At 34.0% G+C, this 21,815-nt stretch carries 24 protein-coding genes; 14 read left to right on the top strand and 10 right to left on the bottom strand.

Going from position 1 to position 21,815, the window contains the following annotated elements; all coding sequences use genetic code 11:
• Positions 1-23: 23 nt before the first annotated feature.
• Positions 24-671, bottom strand: coding sequence for a DUF4271 domain-containing protein (locus MTX13_RS04885; RefSeq protein WP_250433260.1), 648 nt, complete (start codon positions 669-671; stop codon positions 24-26).
• Positions 672-777: 106 nt separating this feature from the next.
• On the opposite strand from MTX13_RS04885, the gene MTX13_RS04880 reads away from it, so the two are divergent.
• The 3 genes from MTX13_RS04880 to MTX13_RS04870 are packed head-to-tail and all read left to right on the top strand — an operon-like array spanning position 778 to position 3,292.
• Positions 778-1,503, top strand: coding sequence for a polyprenol monophosphomannose synthase (locus MTX13_RS04880; protein ID WP_250433259.1), 726 nt, complete (start codon positions 778-780; stop codon positions 1,501-1,503).
• Between the two features lie 2 nt (positions 1,504-1,505).
• Positions 1,506-2,846 (top strand): dihydroorotase, encoded by a 1,341-nt coding sequence (locus tag MTX13_RS04875; protein WP_250433258.1) that lies wholly within the window; start codon positions 1,506-1,508, stop codon positions 2,844-2,846.
• Positions 2,843-3,292 carry a DUF4296 domain-containing protein gene (locus MTX13_RS04870; RefSeq protein WP_250433257.1) on the top strand — a complete coding sequence of 150 codons (450 nt, stop codon included), beginning with the start codon at positions 2,843-2,845 and terminating at the stop codon, positions 3,290-3,292. Before MTX13_RS04875 ends, MTX13_RS04870 begins: the two co-directional genes overlap by 4 nt.
• Here MTX13_RS04870 and MTX13_RS04865 read toward each other — a convergent pair whose 3' ends face one another.
• The gene (locus MTX13_RS04865) at positions 3,293-4,303 is read right to left on the bottom strand and encodes an NAD-dependent epimerase/dehydratase family protein (protein WP_250433256.1); all 1,011 of its coding nucleotides are present in this window, start codon (positions 4,301-4,303) and stop codon (positions 3,293-3,295) included.
• A gap of 87 nt (positions 4,304-4,390) precedes the next feature.
• Here MTX13_RS04865 and tyrS point away from each other — a divergent pair, with 87 nt between their 5' ends.
• On the top strand, positions 4,391-5,698 hold the full coding sequence (tyrS, locus tag MTX13_RS04860) for a tyrosine--tRNA ligase (protein ID WP_250433255.1): 1,308 nt from the start codon (positions 4,391-4,393) through the stop codon (positions 5,696-5,698).
• Between the two features lie 104 nt (positions 5,699-5,802).
• On the opposite strand, the gene MTX13_RS04855 is transcribed toward tyrS, so the two are convergent.
• Both MTX13_RS04855 and MTX13_RS04850 read right to left on the bottom strand, forming a co-directional pair.
• Positions 5,803-6,783 (bottom strand): LuxE/PaaK family acyltransferase, encoded by a 981-nt coding sequence (locus MTX13_RS04855; protein ID WP_250433254.1) that lies wholly within the window; start codon positions 6,781-6,783, stop codon positions 5,803-5,805.
• A 71-nt stretch (positions 6,784-6,854) separates the two neighbouring features.
• Entirely contained in the window at positions 6,855-8,990 is a 2,136-nt protein-coding gene (locus MTX13_RS04850) for a lamin tail domain-containing protein (protein ID WP_250433253.1), read from the bottom strand.
• A 283-nt stretch (positions 8,991-9,273) separates the two neighbouring features.
• Here MTX13_RS04850 and MTX13_RS04845 point away from each other — a divergent pair, with 283 nt between their 5' ends.
• On the top strand, positions 9,274-9,957 hold the full coding sequence (locus MTX13_RS04845) for a response regulator transcription factor (protein ID WP_250433252.1): 684 nt from the start codon (positions 9,274-9,276) through the stop codon (positions 9,955-9,957).
• Positions 9,957-10,994 (top strand): sensor histidine kinase, encoded by a 1,038-nt coding sequence (locus MTX13_RS04840; RefSeq protein WP_250433251.1) that lies wholly within the window; start codon positions 9,957-9,959, stop codon positions 10,992-10,994. The genes MTX13_RS04845 and MTX13_RS04840 overlap by 1 nt, the downstream gene beginning before the upstream one ends.
• Here the strand turns inward: MTX13_RS04840 and MTX13_RS04835 are convergent.
• Positions 10,977-12,029: a glycosyltransferase gene (locus MTX13_RS04835; protein ID WP_250433250.1), complete on the bottom strand. Its 1,053-nt coding sequence runs from the start codon at positions 12,027-12,029 to the stop codon at positions 10,977-10,979. The two genes, MTX13_RS04840 and MTX13_RS04835, sit on opposite strands and share 18 nt — an antisense overlap.
• A gap of 78 nt (positions 12,030-12,107) precedes the next feature.
• Here MTX13_RS04835 and trmB point away from each other — a divergent pair, with 78 nt between their 5' ends.
• From trmB to MTX13_RS04800, 7 genes are all read left to right on the top strand, one after another.
• A complete protein-coding gene (gene trmB, locus MTX13_RS04830) occupies positions 12,108-12,788 on the top strand; it encodes a tRNA (guanosine(46)-N7)-methyltransferase TrmB (RefSeq protein ID WP_250433249.1) in 681 nt (226 codons plus the stop codon).
• A complete protein-coding gene (locus MTX13_RS04825) occupies positions 12,785-13,414 on the top strand; it encodes a LysE family translocator (protein ID WP_250433248.1) in 630 nt (209 codons plus the stop codon). Before trmB ends, MTX13_RS04825 begins: the two co-directional genes overlap by 4 nt.
• On the top strand, positions 13,414-13,752 hold the full coding sequence (locus tag MTX13_RS04820) for an MGMT family protein (protein ID WP_250433247.1): 339 nt from the start codon (positions 13,414-13,416) through the stop codon (positions 13,750-13,752). Before MTX13_RS04825 ends, MTX13_RS04820 begins: the two co-directional genes overlap by 1 nt.
• Positions 13,753-13,862: 110 nt before the next feature.
• Positions 13,863-14,996 (top strand): Mrp/NBP35 family ATP-binding protein, encoded by a 1,134-nt coding sequence (locus tag MTX13_RS04815; protein WP_250433246.1) that lies wholly within the window; start codon positions 13,863-13,865, stop codon positions 14,994-14,996.
• Between the two features lie 6 nt (positions 14,997-15,002).
• Positions 15,003-15,245, top strand: a complete 243-nt coding sequence (locus MTX13_RS04810; RefSeq protein ID WP_250433245.1) for a NifU family protein — start codon at positions 15,003-15,005, stop codon at positions 15,243-15,245.
• A gap of 76 nt (positions 15,246-15,321) precedes the next feature.
• Positions 15,322-16,383 carry an NAD(P)/FAD-dependent oxidoreductase gene (locus tag MTX13_RS04805; protein ID WP_250433244.1) on the top strand — a complete coding sequence of 354 codons (1,062 nt, stop codon included), beginning with the start codon at positions 15,322-15,324 and terminating at the stop codon, positions 16,381-16,383.
• A gap of 1 nt (position 16,384) precedes the next feature.
• Positions 16,385-16,717, top strand: coding sequence for a 2Fe-2S iron-sulfur cluster-binding family protein (locus MTX13_RS04800; RefSeq protein WP_250433243.1), 333 nt, complete (start codon positions 16,385-16,387; stop codon positions 16,715-16,717).
• Positions 16,718-16,755: 38 nt separating this feature from the next.
• On the opposite strand, the gene MTX13_RS04795 is transcribed toward MTX13_RS04800, so the two are convergent.
• From MTX13_RS04795 to MTX13_RS04775, 5 genes are all read right to left on the bottom strand, one after another.
• Positions 16,756-17,655: a metallophosphoesterase family protein gene (locus MTX13_RS04795; protein ID WP_250433242.1), complete on the bottom strand. Its 900-nt coding sequence runs from the start codon at positions 17,653-17,655 to the stop codon at positions 16,756-16,758.
• Positions 17,656-17,728: 73 nt separating this feature from the next.
• Positions 17,729-18,907, bottom strand: coding sequence for an acyl-CoA dehydrogenase family protein (locus MTX13_RS04790; protein WP_250433241.1), 1,179 nt, complete (start codon positions 18,905-18,907; stop codon positions 17,729-17,731).
• A 39-nt stretch (positions 18,908-18,946) separates the two neighbouring features.
• Positions 18,947-19,660 (bottom strand): tRNA1(Val) (adenine(37)-N6)-methyltransferase, encoded by a 714-nt coding sequence (locus MTX13_RS04785; RefSeq protein ID WP_250433240.1) that lies wholly within the window; start codon positions 19,658-19,660, stop codon positions 18,947-18,949.
• Between the two features lie 20 nt (positions 19,661-19,680).
• On the bottom strand, positions 19,681-20,208 hold the full coding sequence (gene rimM / locus MTX13_RS04780; RefSeq protein ID WP_250433239.1) for a ribosome maturation factor RimM: 528 nt from the start codon (positions 20,206-20,208) through the stop codon (positions 19,681-19,683).
• 74 nt (positions 20,209-20,282) lie between these two features.
• A complete protein-coding gene (locus tag MTX13_RS04775; RefSeq protein ID WP_250433238.1) occupies positions 20,283-20,804 on the bottom strand; it encodes a 30S ribosomal protein S16 in 522 nt (173 codons plus the stop codon).
• 143 nt (positions 20,805-20,947) lie between these two features.
• Between MTX13_RS04775 and MTX13_RS04770 the strand changes: the two genes are divergently transcribed.
• Complete coding sequence (locus MTX13_RS04770; protein ID WP_250433237.1) at positions 20,948-21,634, top strand: DUF6252 family protein; 687 nt, start codon at positions 20,948-20,950, stop codon at positions 21,632-21,634.
• Positions 21,635-21,815: the final 181 nt, after the last annotated feature.

The following is a 21,815-nucleotide window of genomic DNA, read 5'->3' as shown; positions in this document are numbered from 1 at the left end:
GTAGTTGTCATTTTTTAGGAACCCTAACCATCTATAACAAAAGCGTATAAAATGATGTAAGGTGCAATTTCAAGTGCGCAAAGATACAAAATAAAATAAAACAAATTCTGTTTAATGAGATTTTGATGAGTCTTTACAGTAGTTAAAATGCCAATACAAAAAATTAAGAGAACTAAACCTAACAATATATAGATTAACACGTTCGAAATGGGTACTGTAAACACTAATAGAGAGTTGATTGGAATTAAAACAAGCCCAATAAAATTCTTGTAGGTTATTTTTTGGAATAAATAATTGTCCGTTAAAAATTCTATTTCAAAAACACTGCCAAGCAAGCGTTCTATTAATATTTTCATCACAATTAATATGGCAATGGCTAAAACTAACTTTAATAGAAAAAAAGGAGTCATTACAATAGGCCCTATGACCTGATTAAAGATAATGATGCCAAAGACACTTAAGGCAACACAGTAGTTGGCAAATAAAAGGGCATCATAAAGGTCGAAAAACTTCTGATCTCTAGCATAGATTTTAAGGTACTTCGAATTTCCTAAAACAGCTACAAATTCATTAAAACGTTTAGGGTACATAGCTTTAGAAATGGTTACAAAGACCAAACCCATTATAATGGCAATTGTGAATAAATCGTTTGATATAACTTCCCGAAGCATATCGTAAAATTATTATAAAATATGGTGTGAGCACATATTTATTTAAGGAATATTTAAAAAAAAGTGTTTCCTAAATACTTACATTTGTGAAAATTAAATGCTATTCATGATAGATGCCATAGTTATCATACCTACTTATAATGAAATTGAAAATATTGAAGCGATTATAAGAGCTGTTTTTTCGCAGGAAAAAGCATTTCATATTTTAGTAGTTGACGATAATTCGCCAGATTTAACGGGCTTAAAAGTAAAAGCTTTACAAAGTGAATTTGGTGACCAGCTGCATCTATTGGAAAGGAAAGGCAAAACGGGTTTAGGAACGGCCTATATTGAAGGTTTTAAGTGGTGTTTGGAACGGGATTATAAGTATATATTTGAAATGGATGCCGATTTTTCACATAACCCCAACGATTTGATTAAGTTGTATAATGCTTGTCAATTAGGTCATGCCGACTTATCTATTGGCTCACGTTATGTAAAGGGGATTAATGTGGTAAATTGGCCTATGAGCCGTATTTTATTGTCATATTTTGCATCTAAATATGTGCGTTTCATAACTGGAATGAAAATATTTGATACAACAGCAGGATTTGTATGTTATAAAAGAAGTGTTTTGGAAGCTATAAATTTAAATGACATTAAATTTGTTGGTTACGCCTTCCAGATAGAAATGAAATTTAAAGCCTATTTGCAAGGCTTTAAAATTGTAGAAGTTCCTGTAATTTTTACAGATAGAACTAAAGGAAAATCTAAAATGAGTGGTAGTATTATTTCAGAAGCTATTTTTGGAGTAATTAGTATGAAAATGAACAGTTTATTCAGAAAGAAGTAATTATGAGTGCTATTTTAATTAAGAATGCCAAGATTGTTAACGAAGGTCGCATTTTTGAAGGCGATATTTATATTGAAAATGATATCATAAAAGAGATAGGTGCATCCATAAGTTTAAAATCTTCCAATGTTGAAGTTATTGATGCTGATGGAAAGTATGTGTTGCCAGGTGTCATTGATGATCAGGTGCACTTTAGGGAGCCAGGCCTTACGCACAAGGCAGACATAGAGAGTGAATCTAAAGCAGCGCTTGCTGGTGGAATAACTTCCTTTATTGAAATGCCAAATACCAATCCACAAACAACAACTGTTGAAAAACTTGACGAAAAGTTTGCTATAGCAGATGCTAAAGCATTTGCGAATTACTCGTTTATGTTTGGAGGCACTAATGATAATCTTGATGAGATTTTAAAGGTTGATAAAAAAACTGTTGCAGGTTTAAAATTGTTTTTAGGATCATCAACTGGAAATATGCTGGTTGATAATCCAGAAGTTTTAGAGAAAATATTTTCAAGTACAGATATGGTAATATCTGTTCACTGCGAAGATGAAGCAACTATTAGAAAAAACACCAAAATTTATACTGATAAATATGGTGATGATGTTCCTATTAAATATCATCCATTAATAAGAAGTGAAGAAGCTTGTTATATTTCATCATCTAAAGCCATAGAGCTAGCCAAGAAAACAGGGGCGCGTTTGCACGTTTTTCATTTATCTACAGGGAAGGAAACACACTTATTTTCAAATAAACTACCATTAAAGGATAAGAAAATAACCGCTGAAGTATGTATTCATCATTTGTGGTTTTCTGATGCTGATTACGATAAAAAAGGCACGAGAATAAAGTGGAATCCAGCGGTAAAAACTTCTCAAGACCGTGATGCATTATGGAAAGCCTTACTTGACGATAGAATTGATGTTATAGCTACAGACCATGCACCTCATACCAACGAAGAAAAAAATAATCCTTATACTAAAGCCCCTTCGGGCGGACCATTAGTGCAGCATGCTTTGGTTGCTATGTTGGAGGCTCATCATTCTGGTAAAATATCGATTGAAAAAATTGTTCAAAAAATGTGTCATAATCCGGCAATTTTATTTCAAATTGAAAAACGTGGGTATATTAAAGAAGGCTATTTTGCCGATTTAGTAATTGTTGATTTAAATAACCCTTGGACAGTAAAAAAGGACAATATTCTTTACAAATGTGGTTGGTCGCCATTTGAAGGGACAACATTTAAATCTCGAGTAATGCAAACAATACTTAATGGACAATTGGTTTATAACCAGTCTAAAGTATCTGCAAAAAAAGCGGGTAAACGATTAACTTTCAATAGATGAAAAGCATAATAGTTATAATGGTTAGTTTGTTTTTGTGCTTGGCTTGCCAAGATTCACAAGAACCCCAAAAACCAAAAAACTTGATTTCTAAAGATAAGATGGTAGATGTACTTATAGATCTATCAATTTTATCGTCGGCTAAAGGGGTGAACAAAAAAGTTATAGAAAAAAACGGAATAACACCTGATGAGTATGTTTACAAGCGTCATGAAATAGACAGTACAATATTTGCTGAAAGTAATGCCTACTATAGCTATTATATAGACGATTATAAACATATCTTAACACGTGTTCAAGATAGTTTAAATAAGTTAAGGTTTGATTATAATAGGCTAGCTGAAAAGGAAGAGAATAAAAAACAATCTAAAAAAGGGGATAGAAAAAAAGATTTACGTAAAACCAGAAAGGCAGATAGTTTAATTAAAATACCTAATGATAGTGAATAATCAAGAATTATCAGTCAAGAAAGCTTTTGATACCCTGTCAATACTTTCTTCAAGAGGAATAAACCTATAATTAAGAGCTTGTTTAATTTTGCTATTGTCATAAACAGCTTTGTTGTACAATGAAGCTACCATTTGCTTGACCAGCACACGGCGTTTTCTTAAAATTTTATGGGTTAACCAGTCTAAACGCCAGCCAATAGCCAATAACCAGGGTTTAGCTTCTTTTTTTGGTGGTTCTACATTCAGCTTTTCTGCAATTGTATAAAGAAATGATTTGTATGATGTGTTTTCAGCAACTAGAACATAACGTTCATTTATAATGTTGCTTTCTTGCAATTGTATCATGATGTTAACAACATCCTGAACATCAATACAGCCAATACTTCCAGAAGTATAAAAAGGTAATTTGTTGAAGACTTTTTTTATGATATTTCCGCTACCATGACTCCAAATTCCTTCTCCGATTATAACACCAGGATTTACAACAACTGCAGGTAGTCCTTCTTGTGTGCCTCTCCAAACTTCTGTTTCAGCACCATATTTGGTTATAGCATAAACACTGTTATCGGCTTCAGGATTCCAATTAGTATCTTCGTTAATTTTAGCATTTTCTTGAGATTCGCCTAGAGCAGCAATTGAACTCACATAACATAATTTTTTAATGTTATGGCTAATACCAAGGTTAACAATATTCGCGGTACCTTCAATATTCGTTCTTCGCAGTATATGGTATTTATCGGGTTCAAAAGAAACAAATGCCGCACAATGGTAAACGTATTCTACATCTTTAAAAGCGTCCGTTAACTTTGGAATATCCAATAAGTCGCTTTCAACCCATTGAATTTTGTTATACAATTCTAAATAATTATCAGAATAATATGAAAAAACGCGCTTAACTATGTCCAGTTTTTTTTGTCTTCTGTATATGGCTCGAACATTTTGACTACTCTGTACCAATTGATACAATAAGTGCGATCCAACTAACCCAGTACCTCCTGTAACTAAAATCATGCATCCAAATTAAAGAATTATTCATAAAGCTAACGTATTTCTACATTGATTTTTATCTTTGCCAAGATTTAATTTTCAATCAGAATTATGACAAATGCATTTGTAGAAGAGCTACGTTGGCGCGGAATGGTACATGATATTATGCCAGGAACTGAAGAGCAGCTAAATAAGGAGATGACAACTGCTTATATAGGTTTTGACCCAACTTCAGACTCCTTGCATATAGGTAGTTTGGTACCTATTATTCTGTTAGTACATTTAGAAAAAGCAGGTCATAAACCAATAGCTTTAGTTGGAGGCGCTACAGGAATGATTGGTGACCCATCTGGGAAAAGTGATGAGCGTAACTTGCTAGATGAGGCTACTCTTAATCATAATGTTTCAGGAATTAAAGATGTGTTGTCACGATTTTTAAATTTTGATTCTAAAGAAAAAAATGCACCAGTTTTGGTCAATAACTATGACTGGATGAAAGATTTTACATTTATCGACTTTGCAAGGGATGTTGGTAAACGTATTACCGTAAATTACATGATGGCAAAAGATTCTGTAAAGAAACGTTTATCGGGTGAGGATGGCAGTGCAGGAATGTCGTTTACTGAATTTACATATCAACTCATACAAGGATACGACTTTTATCATTTACACAAAACCCATAATTGCTTGTTGCAAATGGGTGGAAGTGATCAATGGGGAAATATTACTACAGGAACAGAGCTTGTGAGAAGAATGAATGTAGGTGAAGAGGCAAAGGCTTACGCCATGACATGTCCGTTAATCACTAAAGCAGATGGGTCTAAATTTGGAAAAAGCGAAGGTGGAAATGTTTGGTTGGATGCTGATAAGACTTCGGTATATAAATTTTATCAATTTTGGTTAAATACTTCTGATGATGATGCTGAAAAGTATATTAAAATATTCACGTTTTTAGATAAAGAAACCATTGATAGTTTAATTTCAGAGCATAAAGAGCAGCCACATCTTCGTTTATTACAAAAACGATTGGCTCAAGAAGTAACAACCTTTGTGCATTCTAAAGATGATTTTGAAAATGCCGAAAAAGCTTCGAATATCCTCTTTAGTAAGTCGTTTAAAGCCGAAATTAAAACATTGGATGAAAAAACGTTTTTAGATGTTTTTGAGGGTGTTCCGCAAAGTGAAATTTCTAAAGCAGAATTTGAAGAAGGTATAGACATGATTGCTGCCCTTTCTGCAAAAACCAATTTTCTGGCATCTAACGGTGAAGCCAGACGTGCACTTAAAGAAAATTCGGTTTCCATAAATAAAGAAAAAGTGAATGAAAGTTATCAATTATCAGCCGATGATTTGATAAATGATAAATATATTATTATTAATAAAGGGAAGAAAAACACCTATATAATAACTATAAACTAAATAGAAACGCCTGATGAAAATCAGGCGTTTCGCTTCTAACCAACCAGCTAAAAAATAATTATTCTTTTTCTAGCTTATAATTAAGTCGAATATTTTTTTTAACCTTACAAGACCATTAGGTTACAACCTCTAATATCTGAATTGTCAAATCGGCCAATAATTTCAAAGCTGCCATCTGTATAACTTATGCCTAAATCTTGTGTTGCAATAAATGAGCAGGAATTAATATTAGCAAGATCTATTATATTTATGCCTCCTGTTTTTCCGGTTTTTTGAATGCTTAAGGCATCTTCAGGGTCTCGAGTTAGAATTTTCATCCAATTAGGACATTTAAAAACACCATTACCTTTAGAATAGGCTTGGCTTAATAATTCGGTCATGCCATATTCACTATGGATATGTTGAACCCCAAAACCTTTGGAAAGTTTATCATGAAGCTCTTTTCTAATCATTTCTTTGCGTTTACCTTTCATACCGCCAGTTTCCATGACAATAGTATTATTTAACTTGAATGAATGCTTTTCAGTTAAATCTAGTAGTGCAAATGAAACACCTATTAATAGTGCTTTTTGACCTTGAGATTCTAAAGTAACCAGTGTTTGTTGCAGTTCATCTAAATTATTCAAATAAAAACCGCTTTCGGGATGATTGGAGGCTTTAATTAATGCATCGACCATATAGATTAAAGAAGAACCTTCTCGTTCTAAATAAGACGGTAGCAAACCAAGTATGGCATAATCTTCAACATTGCCATAAAACTCTTGAAAAGCGGCATTAAAACTTATATCATACAAGCCTAAATCTGTAACAAAATGTTTGCTAGTAATCTGACCTGTGGTTCCAGAACTTGTAAATGTTTTTTCAATGCCTCTTTTGGTACTCAACACTTGATGTGACTTAAAAAAAGAAATAGGTAAAAATGGAATATCTTCATAGGATTTGACATCGCTGTAATGCCGGTTAATTAAATCGCAGAATGACCGATACACTTTATTATTTTCAAATTGATACCTAAAAACCTGTAAAGCTAGCGAATTGAAGTCTTCTTCATTATGTATTGAAAATATATCCTGACCTGATATCATGAGGCAAAAATATAAAAATAAAAAGCGCTGCTTAATCAAGCAGCGCTTTTAAAAACTATATTAGAGCTATATTATTTAATAATAAGTTTTTTAGTTGAAACATTTCCGTTTTGGTTGATATTTAAAATATAAATACCTGCCTTTAAACTAGAAACATTTAAAATATTATTAGCAATTTCAGTAGTCAAAACTTGTTTTCCTAAAATATCGTAAACAATAACACCAATAGTTTCGTTTGACGCACTTGTTATATTAACAACACCAGAAGTCACTGGGTTAGGGTAAATATTAAAACTAGAAGAAGTGTATTCTGCAGTTGATAAAGTTAATGGTGTAACTTCAGCCCAAGAAGTACCTATTCTTAATTCGTCAACATCCATAAATCCAGTTTCTGAAGTACTATCTTGTCTTAAACCAAATTGACTTATTGAAGTAGCCATAGCTGGGTCGTTAATGGTTAAAGTAACAGCAGGAGCTGAACCTTCAAAATCAGCACTATCAGGGTTAATCCATGCATTCATAACACCAGTTGATGTTTCATAACTCATTACAACAAAAACCTCATCATTTATATCGTGTAATTCTGAATCAATAATATCAGCAGAACTTGAGTTATAACCTAAACCTACATTGTATTGAGCTCCCCCTTGTAAAGGTGTAGCTGGAATAACCCATAGTCTAGCATCATAATTTCCTAATAAAGCAAAATAACCACCATCAGTGTCAGAAACCGTTGATAAATCAGTTACTCTAAAAATAAATGAAGTATAAACAGTACCCGAAGTTATTGGAGAAAACATGATTGCATTATCAATACCGCCTCCATCAAAACTTGCTTTGTTTCCTGTTGAGCCAGCTAGACCTGGATAAGATAAACTTCCAGATGATATTAGTATTTCATCAGAAGTACCTGAAATTACTTCCCAATTAGGCGCATCAGTAAGAGCAGAGCCATTTGCATAAGCAAAACCATCATAAAGAGGTAATGTTAATTCAGGATCACAGTCTGGGCTATTAATATTTCTTGTAAAATCGCAACTACTGTTTGCTGGATTACCATTAAATGTTACAACAAAATCAGTATTTTCAGTAATATTAGAAATGGTTATTGTCCCGTTTTCCACAGTTGAAGGGTCGTCGCCACTTACTGTTCCAATTCCACCAGTATCAATAGTATAGGTAGTAGTGTTACCACCAGTAAATTCAATTGTTGCTGTGTAAGTGTCATCAGGATCACTTGTTATATCATCACAGGTTGTAGTAATAGTTCCTACTTGTAAATCACAAGGGAATAAAACAGCAAAGTTTACAGTTGCTTCAACAGCAGGAGCAATTGGAGTGTGAGAGTTATCAACCAATTGCATGAAAACAGTATATGATTCGCCATCGGTAACAGTAATTGATTCTGGGTCCGTGTCATATTTCATGGGTTGAGCAACACCATTTAATGTCCAATGAATATGGCCGTCAATTCCACCCCCAGGATTACCTACAACAAAATTTTGAACATCGATTGTAACATCAACATTTGTGGTTCCAGAAGTAAATTCAGCTCCTTCACTTGGAGCGGTAATAGTTAAAACTGGACCAGAAACACAACCTGTGTGAGAGCCTAAATCACCCCACCCAGAGTCAGAATCACCAACAATCCATTCAGAATTTGCTGCATCTGTTCCAAAAGAACCTAATTCAATTGGGTTAGGGTCACATACTGTAGACTTTCTTGTTAATGTTTGGTTAGAAGTAGCGTTTGGCACGCCAGCAACATCCCAATCACCGCCAGCAGTTGATAGGTCACCTAACATGTCTATAATTACATAAGTATCCGCAGTTGCGCCTGCTTCAGTTAATGCAAAGGCATCATTACCATTACTTAAAAAAGTGAAAGTAGCATCAGCAGCCGCAAGAATTGTAGCATCAGCACTTGGGTGTGCAATTACATAAACATCGCCATCTGCTAACATCGTTCCAGCAGTAAAAGTAAATGTGTCAGGGAAATCAAATTCGTTTACAGTGTCGCATCCATTGGAGCAAGAAGACAATGAATAATTGCTTAAATCTACAGGAGCACCTGTACCATTATAAATTTCTAAAAATTTGTTGTTACTAGATCCTTCACCATACATACTAAAGTATAAATCTGATGCTTGACCAAAAGAAAATGAAATAGTTAGAAATGTAAATAATAAAAAGTAAATTTTTTTCATAATTGATTAATATATAAATTAGGATAGCAAATATAGGAAGAATTTAGGTTTTTTTTGATGCGGTAGCTTATTAAAATGCTTTTTTACAATAAGATAACATGAAGTTTACTTAACGATAAGCTTAATAGTATTTTATGAAATAAGGTGTTGACTAGCCATGAAATAATGTTTTAAGAATTATAGAAACAAGTGTCTAATGTTACCTTAATGTTATTTGTTTCTCAATACATGTATTATGTTTTTATTAAATTTTATCTTTGACTGTTTAGAACAATAATTAACAATGAAGAAAAAGGACATTAAAATATTATTGGTAGATGATGAGCCAGATATTTTAGAGATTGTAGGTTATAATTTGTCGGCTGAAGGCTATAATGTTTTAACTGCTGAAAATGGTGTACAAGCAGTAAAAAAAGCCAAAAAGGAAAAGCCGCAGTTAATAATACTAGATGTTATGATGCCTGAAATGGATGGTATTGAAGCTTGTGAGCAAATCAGAAAAATTCCAGAATTAAACGAAACCATAATTACTTTTTTAACCGCTAGAGGAGAAGATTATTCTCAAGTTGCTGGCTTTGATGCAGGTGCAGACGATTACATAACAAAACCAATTAAACCCAAAGTATTAGTTAGTAAAGTTAAAGCCTTGTTACGCCGCTTAAAAGAAGAAGAGTCTTCTGATTCCATAGTGAAAATAGGCGCTTTAGTAATAGATAGAGATGAATATAAGATAACGCTTAAAGGCGAAGAAATTATTTTACCTAGAAAAGAGTTTGAATTATTATCTTTATTGGCATCAAAACCAGGAAAAGTTTTTAAAAGAGAAGAAATTCTTGACAATGTTTGGGGAAATGAAGTGGTAGTTGGTGGTAGAACAATAGATGTTCATATTAGAAAACTTCGCGAAAAAATTGGAGATGATTCTTTTAAAACCGTAAAAGGTGTAGGTTATAAGTTTGTAGATTAATGCAGAAAATAAAAAAAACGTACAAGTTTGCGATTAAAACATCGCTGTACTTAACCATACTTTTAACACTCCTAACGAGTGTTTTTTTATATGTTACAAGTGGCTCTAGCTGGTATATATTACTATTTGTTATTCCCTTTGGGTTAATGGCCTTCATTATCATTCAATATAGAGTAGAGCGTTTTATATATAGACGGGTAAAAAAAATATATGATGATTTAACCTTATTGGAATCCACATCACTTACCAAACACCCTATAACTACAGACATGGCAACCTTAACCAAGGAGATTGATAAGTTTGCCAAGGATAAAAAATTAGAAATTGAAACATTAAAGGTTAGGGAAGAATATCGTAAAGAGTTTTTGGGCAATGTTTCCCATGAATTAAAAACACCACTTTTTACTGTTCAAGGGTATTTGCTGACATTAATTGATGGTGCCATTGATGACAAAAAAATTAGAAAGCGTTATTTAGAAAGGGCTAATAAAGGTGTTGAACGGCTTATTTATATTGTGAAAGATTTAGACATGATTACCAAACTAGAGGTTGGTGATTTAAGTTTAAATAAAGAACATTTTGATATTGTAGAACTAGTACAAAATGTTTTTGACCTACTTGAAATGAAAGCAGCAAAAAAGAAAATAACCTTAACTTTTGATATGGTTTACAGCAAACCCATTATGGTCAATGCAGATCGTGAGCGTATTCAACAAGTTCTCACTAATTTAATTGTAAACTCAATTAAATACGGAAGCGAAAAAGGTACTACTGAAATTAGTATAGAAAACCTTATAAAAAACAAGGTTATCGTTAGGGTCACTGATAATGGGGAAGGTATTGCTAAAGAGCATTTAAAGCGTATTTTTGAACGCTTCTATCGCGTTGATAAGAGTGGTTCAAGAAAAGAAGGGGGTTCAGGATTGGGTCTATCTATTGTAAAACATATTATTGAAGCCCATGATGAGCGTATTTATATTGAAAGCGAGGTGGGTGTTGGTAGTGAGTTTTCCTTTAGTTTAGAAAAGGCTGAATAGTTTTTTGTAATTCAATTCATATTCAAAATTACTTAAGCCTTTAAAATCATTGATAAAGTTAAGTTTTTCTAAAGTAAAATCGTCTTGATTGCAACAGGGAGCAATGTTTAACTTATGGAGTCTTTCGGCTAAATATTCTTGTTCAAACTGGCCTGGAGTCGGAATAAAAAATGCTCTTTTATCTAATTTAGCTAAATCCATCAATGTGGTGTATCCAGAACGTGAAAGAATTAAATCACTTGTATTGAAAGCCTGTTCTAGTTCATTTGTGGTTAAATAATTGATAATTTTAATTAAACCCTGTTTTTCTTCAGTAATAGCCGCTTCAACAACTCCTCTAACAAATAATACGGTTCCATTATAGTCCTTAAGTAGCTTTAAAAGCTTTGTTTCAAGAAGTGAACGTTGGGGTTCCGGCCCTGAAAGCAAAACCATTAAATCGTATTTTTTTGGTAAAACCTTTTTCTCAAATCGACTTAACGGACCAATATATTTGGTTTTAATTATTGTTGAATCTACATGGCCTAATTCACCACTTAAGTTTAATTTACCTTTTTGATCGGGTACCCAACACTCATTGAATTTTTTAATTATTTTTTCATGTAATTTGGTGCTAAACCAGGTTGTACTCCCACTTAAAACCTTAAGCTGATGGGTAATAAAAATTGAAGGCACAGATTTGTTATAGACACCAAACCTGTTGTCAGATATAATACCCGAAATGTTATATTGTTCAATGAGTTGCTTAACAACTTTCTTTTCAGCTTTAATAGTTTTAATAATTCTGGGAGAACCTTTTATTAACTTAAGTTTAAAATCTTTTCCTTTTTTTGAGTATTCAATATTATACGATGGCAATTCTAGGCTAATCAGTTCTGGAAACTCTTTTTTTAACAGTTGTAAGGCCGCACCATCACTTGCTATTATAGGTGAGAATCCTTGTTTCTTCAAGGCATGAATTATGGGTATGCATCGTGTAGCATGGCCTAGCCCCCAATTTAAGGGAGCAACTAATATCCGTTTTTTTGAGCTCATAAAACAAAGGTAAGTATATAAGTTCTTTCACATATTTACGTAATTTTACCAAAATATTTTTAAATCATTAAATATCCTGTGGGAAGTAAAAATAAATTAAAGCGGTTTAAGGAAAATGAAACCTTTAAGAATGTCATTCAGCCAACTAGGGAAGAACTGGTTACTAAAAATTTTAACTACAAAGGTCGTTGGAATTCAGATTTCTTTATGAATGATAATCCGCTAGTTTTAGAATTGGGTTGTGGAAAGGGAGAGTATGCCGTTGCATTGGCCCAAAAATATCCTAACAAAAATTTTATAGGAATTGATATTAAAGGTGCCCGTTTTTGGAGAGGTGCAAAAACAGCAATTGAGAATACTATTGAAAATGTTGCTTTTTTAAGAATACAAATAGAGCTTATAGATTATGCCTTTGGAAAAAATGAAGTTGATGAAATTTGGATAACATTTCCTGATCCTCAAATTAAGTACAAGCGAACGAAACACAGAATGACCAATTCTGAATTTTTAAAGAAGTACAAGAAGGTTTTAAAGCCGGAAGGTGTTGTTAATTTAAAAACAGATAGTGAATTTATGCACGGTTACACGCTTGGACTGTTACATGGTGAAGGCCATGAGGTATTATATGCCAATCATAATGTGTATAAACAAGAAGGCAGCCCAGAAGAAGTTACAAGTATTCAGACCTTTTATGAGAGTCAGTATTTAGAGCAAAACAAACCAATTACGTATATTAAGTTCAAAATAAAAGCCAATTGAGTTTAACATTACTTTTTTTTATTGCTATGGCAGTATCTTTCTCTTCAGCTATACCTCCGGGATTACTGAATATGACAGCGGCTAAAATTAGCTTAAAAGAAGGATATAATCGTGGTATTATGTTTTCTATTGGTGCCGCTTTTGTTTTTGCTATTCAAACGCTTGTAGCTACTGTTTTTGCAAGATATTTAAGCAAGCATCCTGACGTTATTGATGCTTTGCAGCGTGTTGCGTTTGTAATATTTGTGCTAATATCTGTGTATTACTTGCTTATTGCCAAAAAACAGAATGCACCTGAAACAGATTTAGAATCTAAAAGTAAAAGTAGTCGGTTTTTTCAAGGCATGTTTCTATCAAGTATAAATATGTTTCCCATTCCATTTCAAGCGTATATGACCATTACATTCGCATCATTTGGATGGTTAAATTTTGATCAGTCAGGAATATCCACCTATGTAGCAGGAGCAGCTATGGGATCGTTTGTTAATTTATATGTTTATATATTCTTTTTTGATAAAATAAATAGTAAAAGAGAGACCTCCCAAAAAACCATGAATTATATAATTGGCACCATAACGGGTGTGATAGCCATCATTACATTAATAAGTATTTTAAAAGAAATGTAATGAAGCAAGAAACACTTAATTTCTTCGATAAAGTTTACGAGGTTGCAAAACTAATCCCTTATGGACGTGTAACAAGTTATGGTACTATTGCCAAGTATTTAGGTGCAGCAAAAAGTGCACGTATGGTTGGTTACGCTATGAATGGCTCTACTGGCAAAGATGTTCCCGCACATCGTGTTGTTAACAGAAAAGGTTTGTTAACTGGGAAACACCATTTTGATGGCACCAACCTTATGCAGCAATTATTGGAAAGTGAAGGTGTAATTGTTGTAGATAATCAAATTCAAAATTTTGATTCGGTGTTTTGGGATCCAGCTAAAGATCTACTAACAAAATAAGCATTATAATTTAAGCCAATCCGTACATCAATCATTTCAATCAAACCGTTTCAAAATCTAAACAATTCACTGTATATTTGCATTTTAGAATAAATCTAAATTAGAATTCTGTGAAATTAAAGAAACAAGATATATACAAAGCTTTAGAAACCATAACAGTTCCTGGGGAAGGGCAAAATATGGTGGAAAGTGGAGCTTTAAAAAATGTGGTAACTTTTGGTGATGAGGTTATTGTAGATATTACAATCTCTAACCCAAGTCTTCAAGCCAAAAAGAAAACCGAGGTTGATATCATGAAAACTATTCATGATAAGGTATACGAAAAGGCAAAAATAACTGTTAATGTAAAAGTTGAAGCGCCAGCAAAGCCTGCTTCAAATGTTATAAAAGGTAAGCCTATTCCAGGTATTCAAAATATTATAGCTGTAGCTTCTGGAAAAGGTGGCGTAGGGAAGTCTACCGTTACCGCTAACTTGGCTGTAACGTTATCTAAAATGGGCTTTAAAGTGGGCATTTTAGATGCTGATATTTATGGACCATCAGTACCTATTATGTTTGATGTGGAAAAAGAAAAACCTCTAGCGGTTAATGTAGATGGGAAGTCAAAAATGAAGCCCATTGAGAATTACGGTGTCAAGGTATTGTCTATAGGTTTTTTTACGCAACCAAACCAAGCTGTTGTTTGGCGTGGCCCAATGGCGGCTAAAGCCTTAAACCAAATGATTTTTGATGCCGCTTGGGGTGAATTGGATTTCTTGTTAATTGATTTACCTCCTGGAACAGGTGATATTCATTTGAGCATTATGCAATCCTTACCAATTACTGGTGCCGTTGTAGTTAGTACGCCTCAAAACGTAGCTTTGGCCGATGCTAAAAAAGGAGTGGCAATGTTCCAACAAGATAGCATAAGCGTTCCGGTTTTAGGAATTGTTGAAAACATGGCTTATTTCACCCCAGAAGAATTACCAGAAAATAAATATTATATTTTTGGGAAGGAAGGCGCTAAAAATTTAGCCGAAGATTTACAAGTTCCATTTTTAGGTCAGTTACCATTGGTGCAAAGCATACGCGAAGCTGGCGATATTGGACGTCCTGCAGCATTACAAACTGCTACGGTACTAGAACAAGCTTTCGATATGCTTACTAAAAATGTAGTTCAGGAGGTGGTTAGAAGAAATGATAATTTACCACCAACCGAAGCAATAAAAATAACCACTATGGCTGGATGTTCAGCAGTTAAATAATAGGCTATGACAACAGAAGAACTCAAACTAAATATTGAAAAGGCACTAGACGAAATCAGACCATTCCTGCAAAGCGACGGTGGCGATATTTCGCTACTGGCAATAGAAGATGATAAACTGGTTAAAGTGCAGCTACAAGGGGCTTGTGTTGGCTGTAGTGTAAATCAAATGACTTTAAAGTCTGGCGTAGAGATGACTATCAAAAAATATGCGCCTCAAATAGAACAAGTTATTAATATTGAAGTGTAATATTTTAAGTTATGTGACTTTTGTCACATTTAAAATCCTATCTTAATAATAACTTTGTTTTTTTAATTTTCGATACATGATTAAAACAGATATTCTTATAATTGGAGCAGGCCCAACAGGTCTGTTTACAGTTTTTGAAGCCGGATTACTAAAGTTGAAATGTCATTTAATTGATGCCTTGCCGCAGCCTGGCGGTCAGTGTTCAGAAATATATCCAAAAAAACCTATTTATGATATTCCTGCTTACCCTGAAATTCTAGCAGGAGATTTAACCGATAAATTGCTCGAGCAATGCAAACAGTTTGAACCTGGATTTACTTTAGGCGAACGTGCTGATACTATTGAAAAACAAGAAGATGGTAGCTTTATTGTTACAACCAACAAAGGCACAAAGCATCATGCACCAGTAGTTGCTATTGCAGGAGGTTTAGGTAGTTTTGAACCACGCAAACCTTTAATTCATAATATTGTGGCTTTTGAAGATAAGGGTGTAGAGTATATGATTAAAGAACCTGAAATGTATCGTGATAAAAAAGTGGTTATTGCTGGAGGTGGTGATTCTGCTTTAGATTGGAGTATTTTTTTAAGTGAGATTGCTAGTGAAGTTACACTCATTCACAGGCGGAATGAATTCCGTGGTCATTTAGACTCTGTTGAAAAAGTTCAAGAATTAAAAAACCAAGGAAAAATAAACCTAATAACACCAGCCGAAGTAACAGGAATAGTTGGTGATCATCATGTTAAAGCTGTTGTGGTTTCGCAAGCAGAGCACATTCCTAGAGAATTTGAAATTGAATGTGATCATTTTGTGCCGTTATTTGGGTTATCTCCTAAATTAGGTCCAATTGCCAATTGGGGATTGGAAATTGAAAAAAATGCCATTAAAGTAAATAACGCATTGGATTATCAAACTAATATTCCCGGTATATTTGCTATTGGTGATGTAAACACTTATCCAGGGAAGCTAAAGCTCATTTTATGTGGTTTTCATGAAGCGACCTTAATGTGCCAAGCAGCCTATCAAATTATAAACCCAGGAAAACGTTATGTTTTAAAATATACTACAGTTGCTGGTGTTGATGGTTTTGATGGTAGTAGAAAAGAAGCGCCTAAAGCTGTTGTTAAAGCAATAGAATAGCATGGAACAAGATATTAATCTTAAAATTACAGATAGAGATGGAGTTGCTCATGATGTTTTAGCACCAACTGATATGGCAATGAATCTTATGGAGGTCGTTCGCTCTTATGAACTGGCACCTGAAGGCACAATTGGTATTTGTGGTGGAATGGCTATGTGCGCATCATGTCAATGTTATGTAAATTCTGATCATGAGTTGCCTGAAATGCAAGACGACGAAGAAGCTATGCTATCTGAAGCTTTTTATGTTAAAGATAATTCGCGTCTGGGTTGTCAAATTCAAATTACTCCTGAACTTGATGGATTAGAAGTGGAGTTAGCTCCAGAGAGTTGATAAGCTTCTACATGTCAGGAATCTTAATAGGAAGCTTTTTATTCAGTTTTATAATCTATCAGCTTATGTGGTCCTTCTAAAAGTACTCTTACAATTTTTAGAGTACCATCATCTGTGGTGGCAATTTGCCATTTAATTAATGAAATCTTGCCATTTTCAATTTCAATTCCTGTAATGCTTCTTGGGTGAACGCAACTGCCATCATTAAAAAAGGCAATGTCACCAGGTTCAGGGAATCGAGGCCTATGAGTGTGACCTACTATAGTAATTAGATTATTGTTATTGATAATCCATTTCTTTATTCGGCGTTCAACCTTAATTAATTCCTTATAGTTTTTAGCAGGACTTGTAGGATCTGCAATTCCCATAACATTTAAAGGTTTCCAAAGTACACGAACCATAAAGCGGCTCCACTTCCAAAAGGTATAGTTCCACCAATCACCTTGATGTCCATGGGTTAAAAATAACTCCTGATTAGTTTCTTTATGTTTCAGAACCAAGCCTTCATGATAAATGATGTTTGAAAAGAGTTCTTCATCTTTTCCCGAAATAGGTTCAAAATATGTTGATAGATGTTTTTTAACATAATTCTGGTCTTTATAAACCATATCATGATTACCATAAAGCATATGTAATCTATCGGCTTTATGAAAAGATTTAAGCAGGAGGAAGACATTTTTATGGGCTTCAAAAATAGACTTGAATGTCAGGTTTTCCCAAAGTTCGTCGCCATCACCAAGTTCGCAATATGTAAACCCTTCAGTATAATAGTGTTTTAGAGCATGAAAGTAGATATTTCGATTATTGGCAAAATCGTCAGCAAAGCTATTATCTCCTCTATGGCAATCGCTAAAAAGAATAAACTTACTCGAATCATCAAAATTGATAATAGTTGATTCTTTATACGCTTTGTCTAATCGTTTTTTACTGGAAAACATATAGTAAATGTAAACAAAAGTCCATAAAAAAAGCGAACCACAATGATTCGCTTTATAATGTTTTTAGACTTTACTATTTAAAAGCATTCAAACCCGTAATATCTAGACCGGTAATCAGTAAATGAATATCGTGCGTGCCTTCATAAGTAATGACGCTTTCTAAATTCATAGAATGGCGCATAATACTGTATTCACCAGTAATACCCATGCCACCTAACATTTGCCTTGCTTCACGAGCAATATTGATGGCCATGTCTACATTGTTACGCTTTGCCATAGAAATTTGTGCTGATGTGGCTTTACCCTCATTTCGCAACACACCTAAACGCCAAGTTAGTAATTGTGCTTTTGTAATTTCGGTTATCATTTCGGCTAATTTCTTTTGTTGTAATTGAAATTGACCAATTGGTTTCCCAAACTGAATACGCTCTTTGCTATAACGTAAAGCAGTATCGTAACAATCCATAGCTGCTCCAATAGCTCCCCAAGCAATACCATAACGTGCAGAATCTAAACATCCAAGAGGTGCGCCTAATCCAGATTTGTTTGGTAGCAAGTTTTCTTTAGGAACTTTTACGTTGTCAAAAATTAACTCACCTGTAGCACTTGCGCGCAAAGACCATTTGTTGTGTGTTTCAGGAGTTGAAAAACCTTCCATGCCACGTTCTACAATTAAACCGTGAATACGACCTTCTTCATTTTTGGCCCAAACAACTGCTACTTGAGCAAAAGGAGCATTACTAATCCACATTTTGGCACCGTTTAAAAGATAGTGGTCTCCCATATCTTTAAAATTGGTTACCATGCCACCAGGATTACTTCCATGGTCAGGTTCGGTTAATCCAAAACAGCCCATCCATTCTCCAGAAGCCAATTTTGGTAAATATTTTTGACGTTGTTCTTCATTACCATACTTCCAAATAGGGTACATTACTAATGACGACTGTACCGAGGCTGTACTTCTTACTCCCGAATCACCGCGTTCAATCTCTTGCATGATTAAACCGTATGAAATTTGGTCTAACCCAGCACCTCCATACTCTACAGGAATGTACGGACCAAAGGCACCAATTTCTGCAAGACCACTAATTATCTGTTCCGGGAATTCTGCTTTTTGGGCATAGTCTTCAATTATTGGAGATACATCGCGCTTTACCCATTCTCTGGCCGCATCACGTACTAATTTGTGTTCTTCAGTTAAAAGTTCGTCTAGATTATAATAATCTGGCGCTTCAAATAAATCTGGCTTCATTTGTATTAAGTTTGTTTGGATAGCAAATGTAACAAAATGCTACATTTTTAGATAGAAATCTTTAGTCAATTTTATGTATTCCGGAGTGTATTGATGTCTACTCGTTTCTATAGTTAGGAATTCTTTTTTTAGTTCTTTTGGAAGGAAAGAAAATTCGATCAAACTTCTTTTTGTTTCTGTAGTCGTAGAACCTTTAACTTGTAATATTCTATTAGGGAATAAATGTATTTCTTTGGCTAATTCTATAAAAGTATTCTCTTCTTTATAGGGAATAACAACAGAAAAAACACCTTGTTCCGACAATAATTGAGATACAGAGTATAGCAAATGTTCAAAAGGCATGGCATCTTGAAAGCGTGCTAAATCTCGTTCGTTGTTTTCAGATTTGTAATTTTCAGAATAAAAAGGTGGGTTAGAAATAATAAGGTCGTACTTGTCATCAATCTCTTCGGTAAATTCTTGAAGTGAAGCATGGTAACAAAACAAACGGTCTCCCCAAAGAGAGCTTTCAAAATTCTCCACACATTGTTCGTAAGCTGCATCATCAATTTCAAGTGCGTCTATGACTTCGGCTTGACTGCGTTGTGCAAGGATAAGCGACAAAACACCTGTTCCGGCACCAATATCTAAAATAGAAAAAGGATTATGCTTTAAAGTTGCCCACGAGCCTAGTAAAACGGAATCAGTTCCTATTTTCATAGCACAACGGTCTTGATGGACTGTAAATTCTTTAAATTTAAAAGGTTTGTTCATTGGAATGACGAGACGTTATTCTATTCTAAATATAAATCAATTAAGCCTTCGGGTGTGTCAACTATAATTTCTTTTTTTGTTTTGTCTAGCTTTACAATAAACTCATCATTCATGGGTATTAAAATTTCAATACCGTTGTGGTCTATTTCAAATAAAGCTTGAGCGGTTGAATCGTTAACAGATTTTACAATCCCAATTGAGCCATGGTTTTTATCAATAACTTGGAAACCTATTATTTCATGAAAATAAAATTTATCGCCTTCTAACTTGGGTAAAAACTCAAGAGGGAGATAAATGTCGCTTTTTAAAAGTGCATCGGCATCACCTTCGGTATCAACATCTTCAAATTTAACACGTAGTAAATCTGATTTATGTAGTTGAGAGGATTCGATAAAAAAAGGCACCAAATTATTCCGTAGGTCAACAAACAACGCATCTAAATTTTCATATAAATCGGGTTCGTCTGTATCTAGTTTGATGAGCAGTTCGCCTTTAAAACTGTATTTTTTTACAATTTTACCGAGATAAAAACAATCGTCTTTTTTCATAGTCGTTTCTGATAAAAACAAAATAAAAAACCCAGACTATTCGGTCTGGGTTCAAAGGTATAAAATAAAATATTTTATTCTTCTTCGTTAGAAGCTTCGGCTTCAACTTCTGCAGTTTCTTCAGTTGCTTCTTCAGCTTCCTCAACTACTGGAGTATTGGCAGCAATACGTGCTTCGTTTGCAGCTTTTTCAGCCTCTAAAGCTTTAGCTTTAGCTTCGGCTTCAGCTTTTGCTAAACCTTCAGATTTAGCTTCAACCTTACTAGCTTTTTCTTCTAGCCAAGCGTTAAATTTCTCTTCAGCTTGTTCTTCTGTTAAAGCGCCTTTTCTAACTCCTCCTGCAAGGTGGTTTTTTAATAAAGCACCTTTGTAAGATAAAATGGCTCTTGCTGTATCGGTTGGCTGTGCACCATCCTGTAACCATTTTACAGCACCATCAACATCTAGTTCAATAGTTGCTGGATTTGTGTTTGGATTGTAAGCACCAATTTTTTCTAGGTATTTACCATCTCTCTTTGCTCGTGCATCTGCTGCAACGATCCAGTAATAAGGTTTTCCTTTTTTACCGTGTCTCTGTAATCTAATTTTAACTGACATAAAAATTAATTAGTGAGGTTCTCGACCTCGATTATTAATAAGTGTGCAAAGATACTATATTTTTTTGAATTCTAAATATTTATATATAATTCTTATTCTTTGTTTTTTTATTCTATTTTTGAAGCACTCAATCTATAAATATTATGAAAAGATTAATTGTTTTGATAATAACTGTTTGTACGGTTTTTAGTTGTGGTGAAGAAATAAGGTTTAATTCTCCAGCCATTCAAGCAAAAAAAAATGGTGAGTTTTGGCGCTCTGTAACCTATGCTGCTGATATTGACTATGGTGGATTTTTAATAGAAGGAAGTAATAACTTTGAAACGGTACAATTATTTACCGATAACGATACCAGGGGAACATTTCAATTAGGAGGCGATAATTCAAGCGTGGCTATTTTTAAAGATGCTAATGGCATTATTTATTCCACTGCAAACATGCCAGACCCAAGTTTGTCTGTTTATCCAGCAGACGGAGAAATTATTATAGAAGATATTTCCAATGATGATCCGAAGCAAATATCAGGTAAGTTTTGGTTTAATGCCTATTCATCAGATGGTTTGCGCTATGTAAACTTTTCTCAAGGTGTTTTATTTGATGTGCCAAATGTTGGTGGCTTATTTATAATGGATAATCAAGGAAGTTGTTTGCAGGCAACCCAACAAGCAGCAAATGCAGAAAATGCTTTTAATCAAACCGATGATACCATGCCAGATTATACCGACTTGTGTAATGCTTATAAACTGGCATTGGAAGAGCAGTTAGCTGCGTGCGGAGATCCCAATGGAAGCATCCAAAGTATTATTGATAGTTTGGGCGATTGCCAATAAATACATTCTCTTAAAATATTTAACAAACGCGGCCAATTGGCCGCGTTTGTTGTTAAAGACTATTAAAATTTTGAAATTAAACTCTGTCAAACTTGACATGAGGCCTCATTTCTCTTATACTGTTAATGCAGATGTGAAACAATACGCATCTATAAAGAATTTATTGAAATTTAAATGACTA

Source organism: Hanstruepera flava, assembly GCF_023634025.1.
Lineage (GTDB): Bacteria > Bacteroidota > Bacteroidia > Flavobacteriales > Flavobacteriaceae > Hanstruepera > Hanstruepera flava.
Note: the sequence above shows the minus strand (reverse complement) of the source record. Positions and strands in the feature narration are given on the sequence as shown.

Bases quoted from the DNA above. Each gene is read 5' to 3' on its own strand.
- MTX13_RS04865 (WP_250433256.1), bottom strand. From the start codon at position 4,303: ATGATTTTAGTTACAGGAGGTACTGGGTTAGTTGGATCGCACTTATTG.
- MTX13_RS04880 (WP_250433259.1), top strand. From the start codon at position 778: ATGATAGATGCCATAGTTATCATACCTACTTATAATGAAATTGAAAAT.
- MTX13_RS04845 (WP_250433252.1), top strand. From the start codon at position 9,274: ATGAAGAAAAAGGACATTAAAATATTATTGGTAGATGATGAGCCAGAT.
- MTX13_RS04805 (WP_250433244.1), top strand. From the start codon at position 15,322: ATGATTAAAACAGATATTCTTATAATTGGAGCAGGCCCAACAGGTCTG.
- MTX13_RS04790 (WP_250433241.1), bottom strand. From the start codon at position 18,907: ATGAAGCCAGATTTATTTGAAGCGCCAGATTATTATAATCTAGACGAA.
- MTX13_RS04770 (WP_250433237.1), top strand. From the start codon at position 20,948: ATGAAAAGATTAATTGTTTTGATAATAACTGTTTGTACGGTTTTTAGT.
- MTX13_RS04835 (WP_250433250.1), bottom strand. From the start codon at position 12,029: ATGAGCTCAAAAAAACGGATATTAGTTGCTCCCTTAAATTGGGGGCTA.
- tyrS (WP_250433255.1), top strand. From the start codon at position 4,391: ATGACAAATGCATTTGTAGAAGAGCTACGTTGGCGCGGAATGGTACAT.
- MTX13_RS04800 (WP_250433243.1), top strand. From the start codon at position 16,385: ATGGAACAAGATATTAATCTTAAAATTACAGATAGAGATGGAGTTGCT.
- MTX13_RS04870 (WP_250433257.1), top strand. From the start codon at position 2,843: ATGAAAAGCATAATAGTTATAATGGTTAGTTTGTTTTTGTGCTTGGCT.
- MTX13_RS04785 (WP_250433240.1), bottom strand. From the start codon at position 19,660: ATGAACAAACCTTTTAAATTTAAAGAATTTACAGTCCATCAAGACCGT.
- MTX13_RS04775 (WP_250433238.1), bottom strand. From the start codon at position 20,804: ATGTCAGTTAAAATTAGATTACAGAGACACGGTAAAAAAGGAAAACCT.
- MTX13_RS04840 (WP_250433251.1), top strand. From the start codon at position 9,957: ATGCAGAAAATAAAAAAAACGTACAAGTTTGCGATTAAAACATCGCTG.
- MTX13_RS04795 (WP_250433242.1), bottom strand. From the start codon at position 17,655: ATGTTTTCCAGTAAAAAACGATTAGACAAAGCGTATAAAGAATCAACT.
- MTX13_RS04810 (WP_250433245.1), top strand. From the start codon at position 15,003: ATGACAACAGAAGAACTCAAACTAAATATTGAAAAGGCACTAGACGAA.
- MTX13_RS04850 (WP_250433253.1), bottom strand. From the start codon at position 8,990: ATGAAAAAAATTTACTTTTTATTATTTACATTTCTAACTATTTCATTT.
- MTX13_RS04820 (WP_250433247.1), top strand. From the start codon at position 13,414: ATGAAGCAAGAAACACTTAATTTCTTCGATAAAGTTTACGAGGTTGCA.
- MTX13_RS04875 (WP_250433258.1), top strand. From the start codon at position 1,506: ATGAGTGCTATTTTAATTAAGAATGCCAAGATTGTTAACGAAGGTCGC.
- MTX13_RS04855 (WP_250433254.1), bottom strand. From the start codon at position 6,783: ATGATATCAGGTCAGGATATATTTTCAATACATAATGAAGAAGACTTC.
- MTX13_RS04885 (WP_250433260.1), bottom strand. From the start codon at position 671: ATGCTTCGGGAAGTTATATCAAACGATTTATTCACAATTGCCATTATA.
- rimM (WP_250433239.1), bottom strand. From the start codon at position 20,208: ATGAAAAAAGACGATTGTTTTTATCTCGGTAAAATTGTAAAAAAATAC.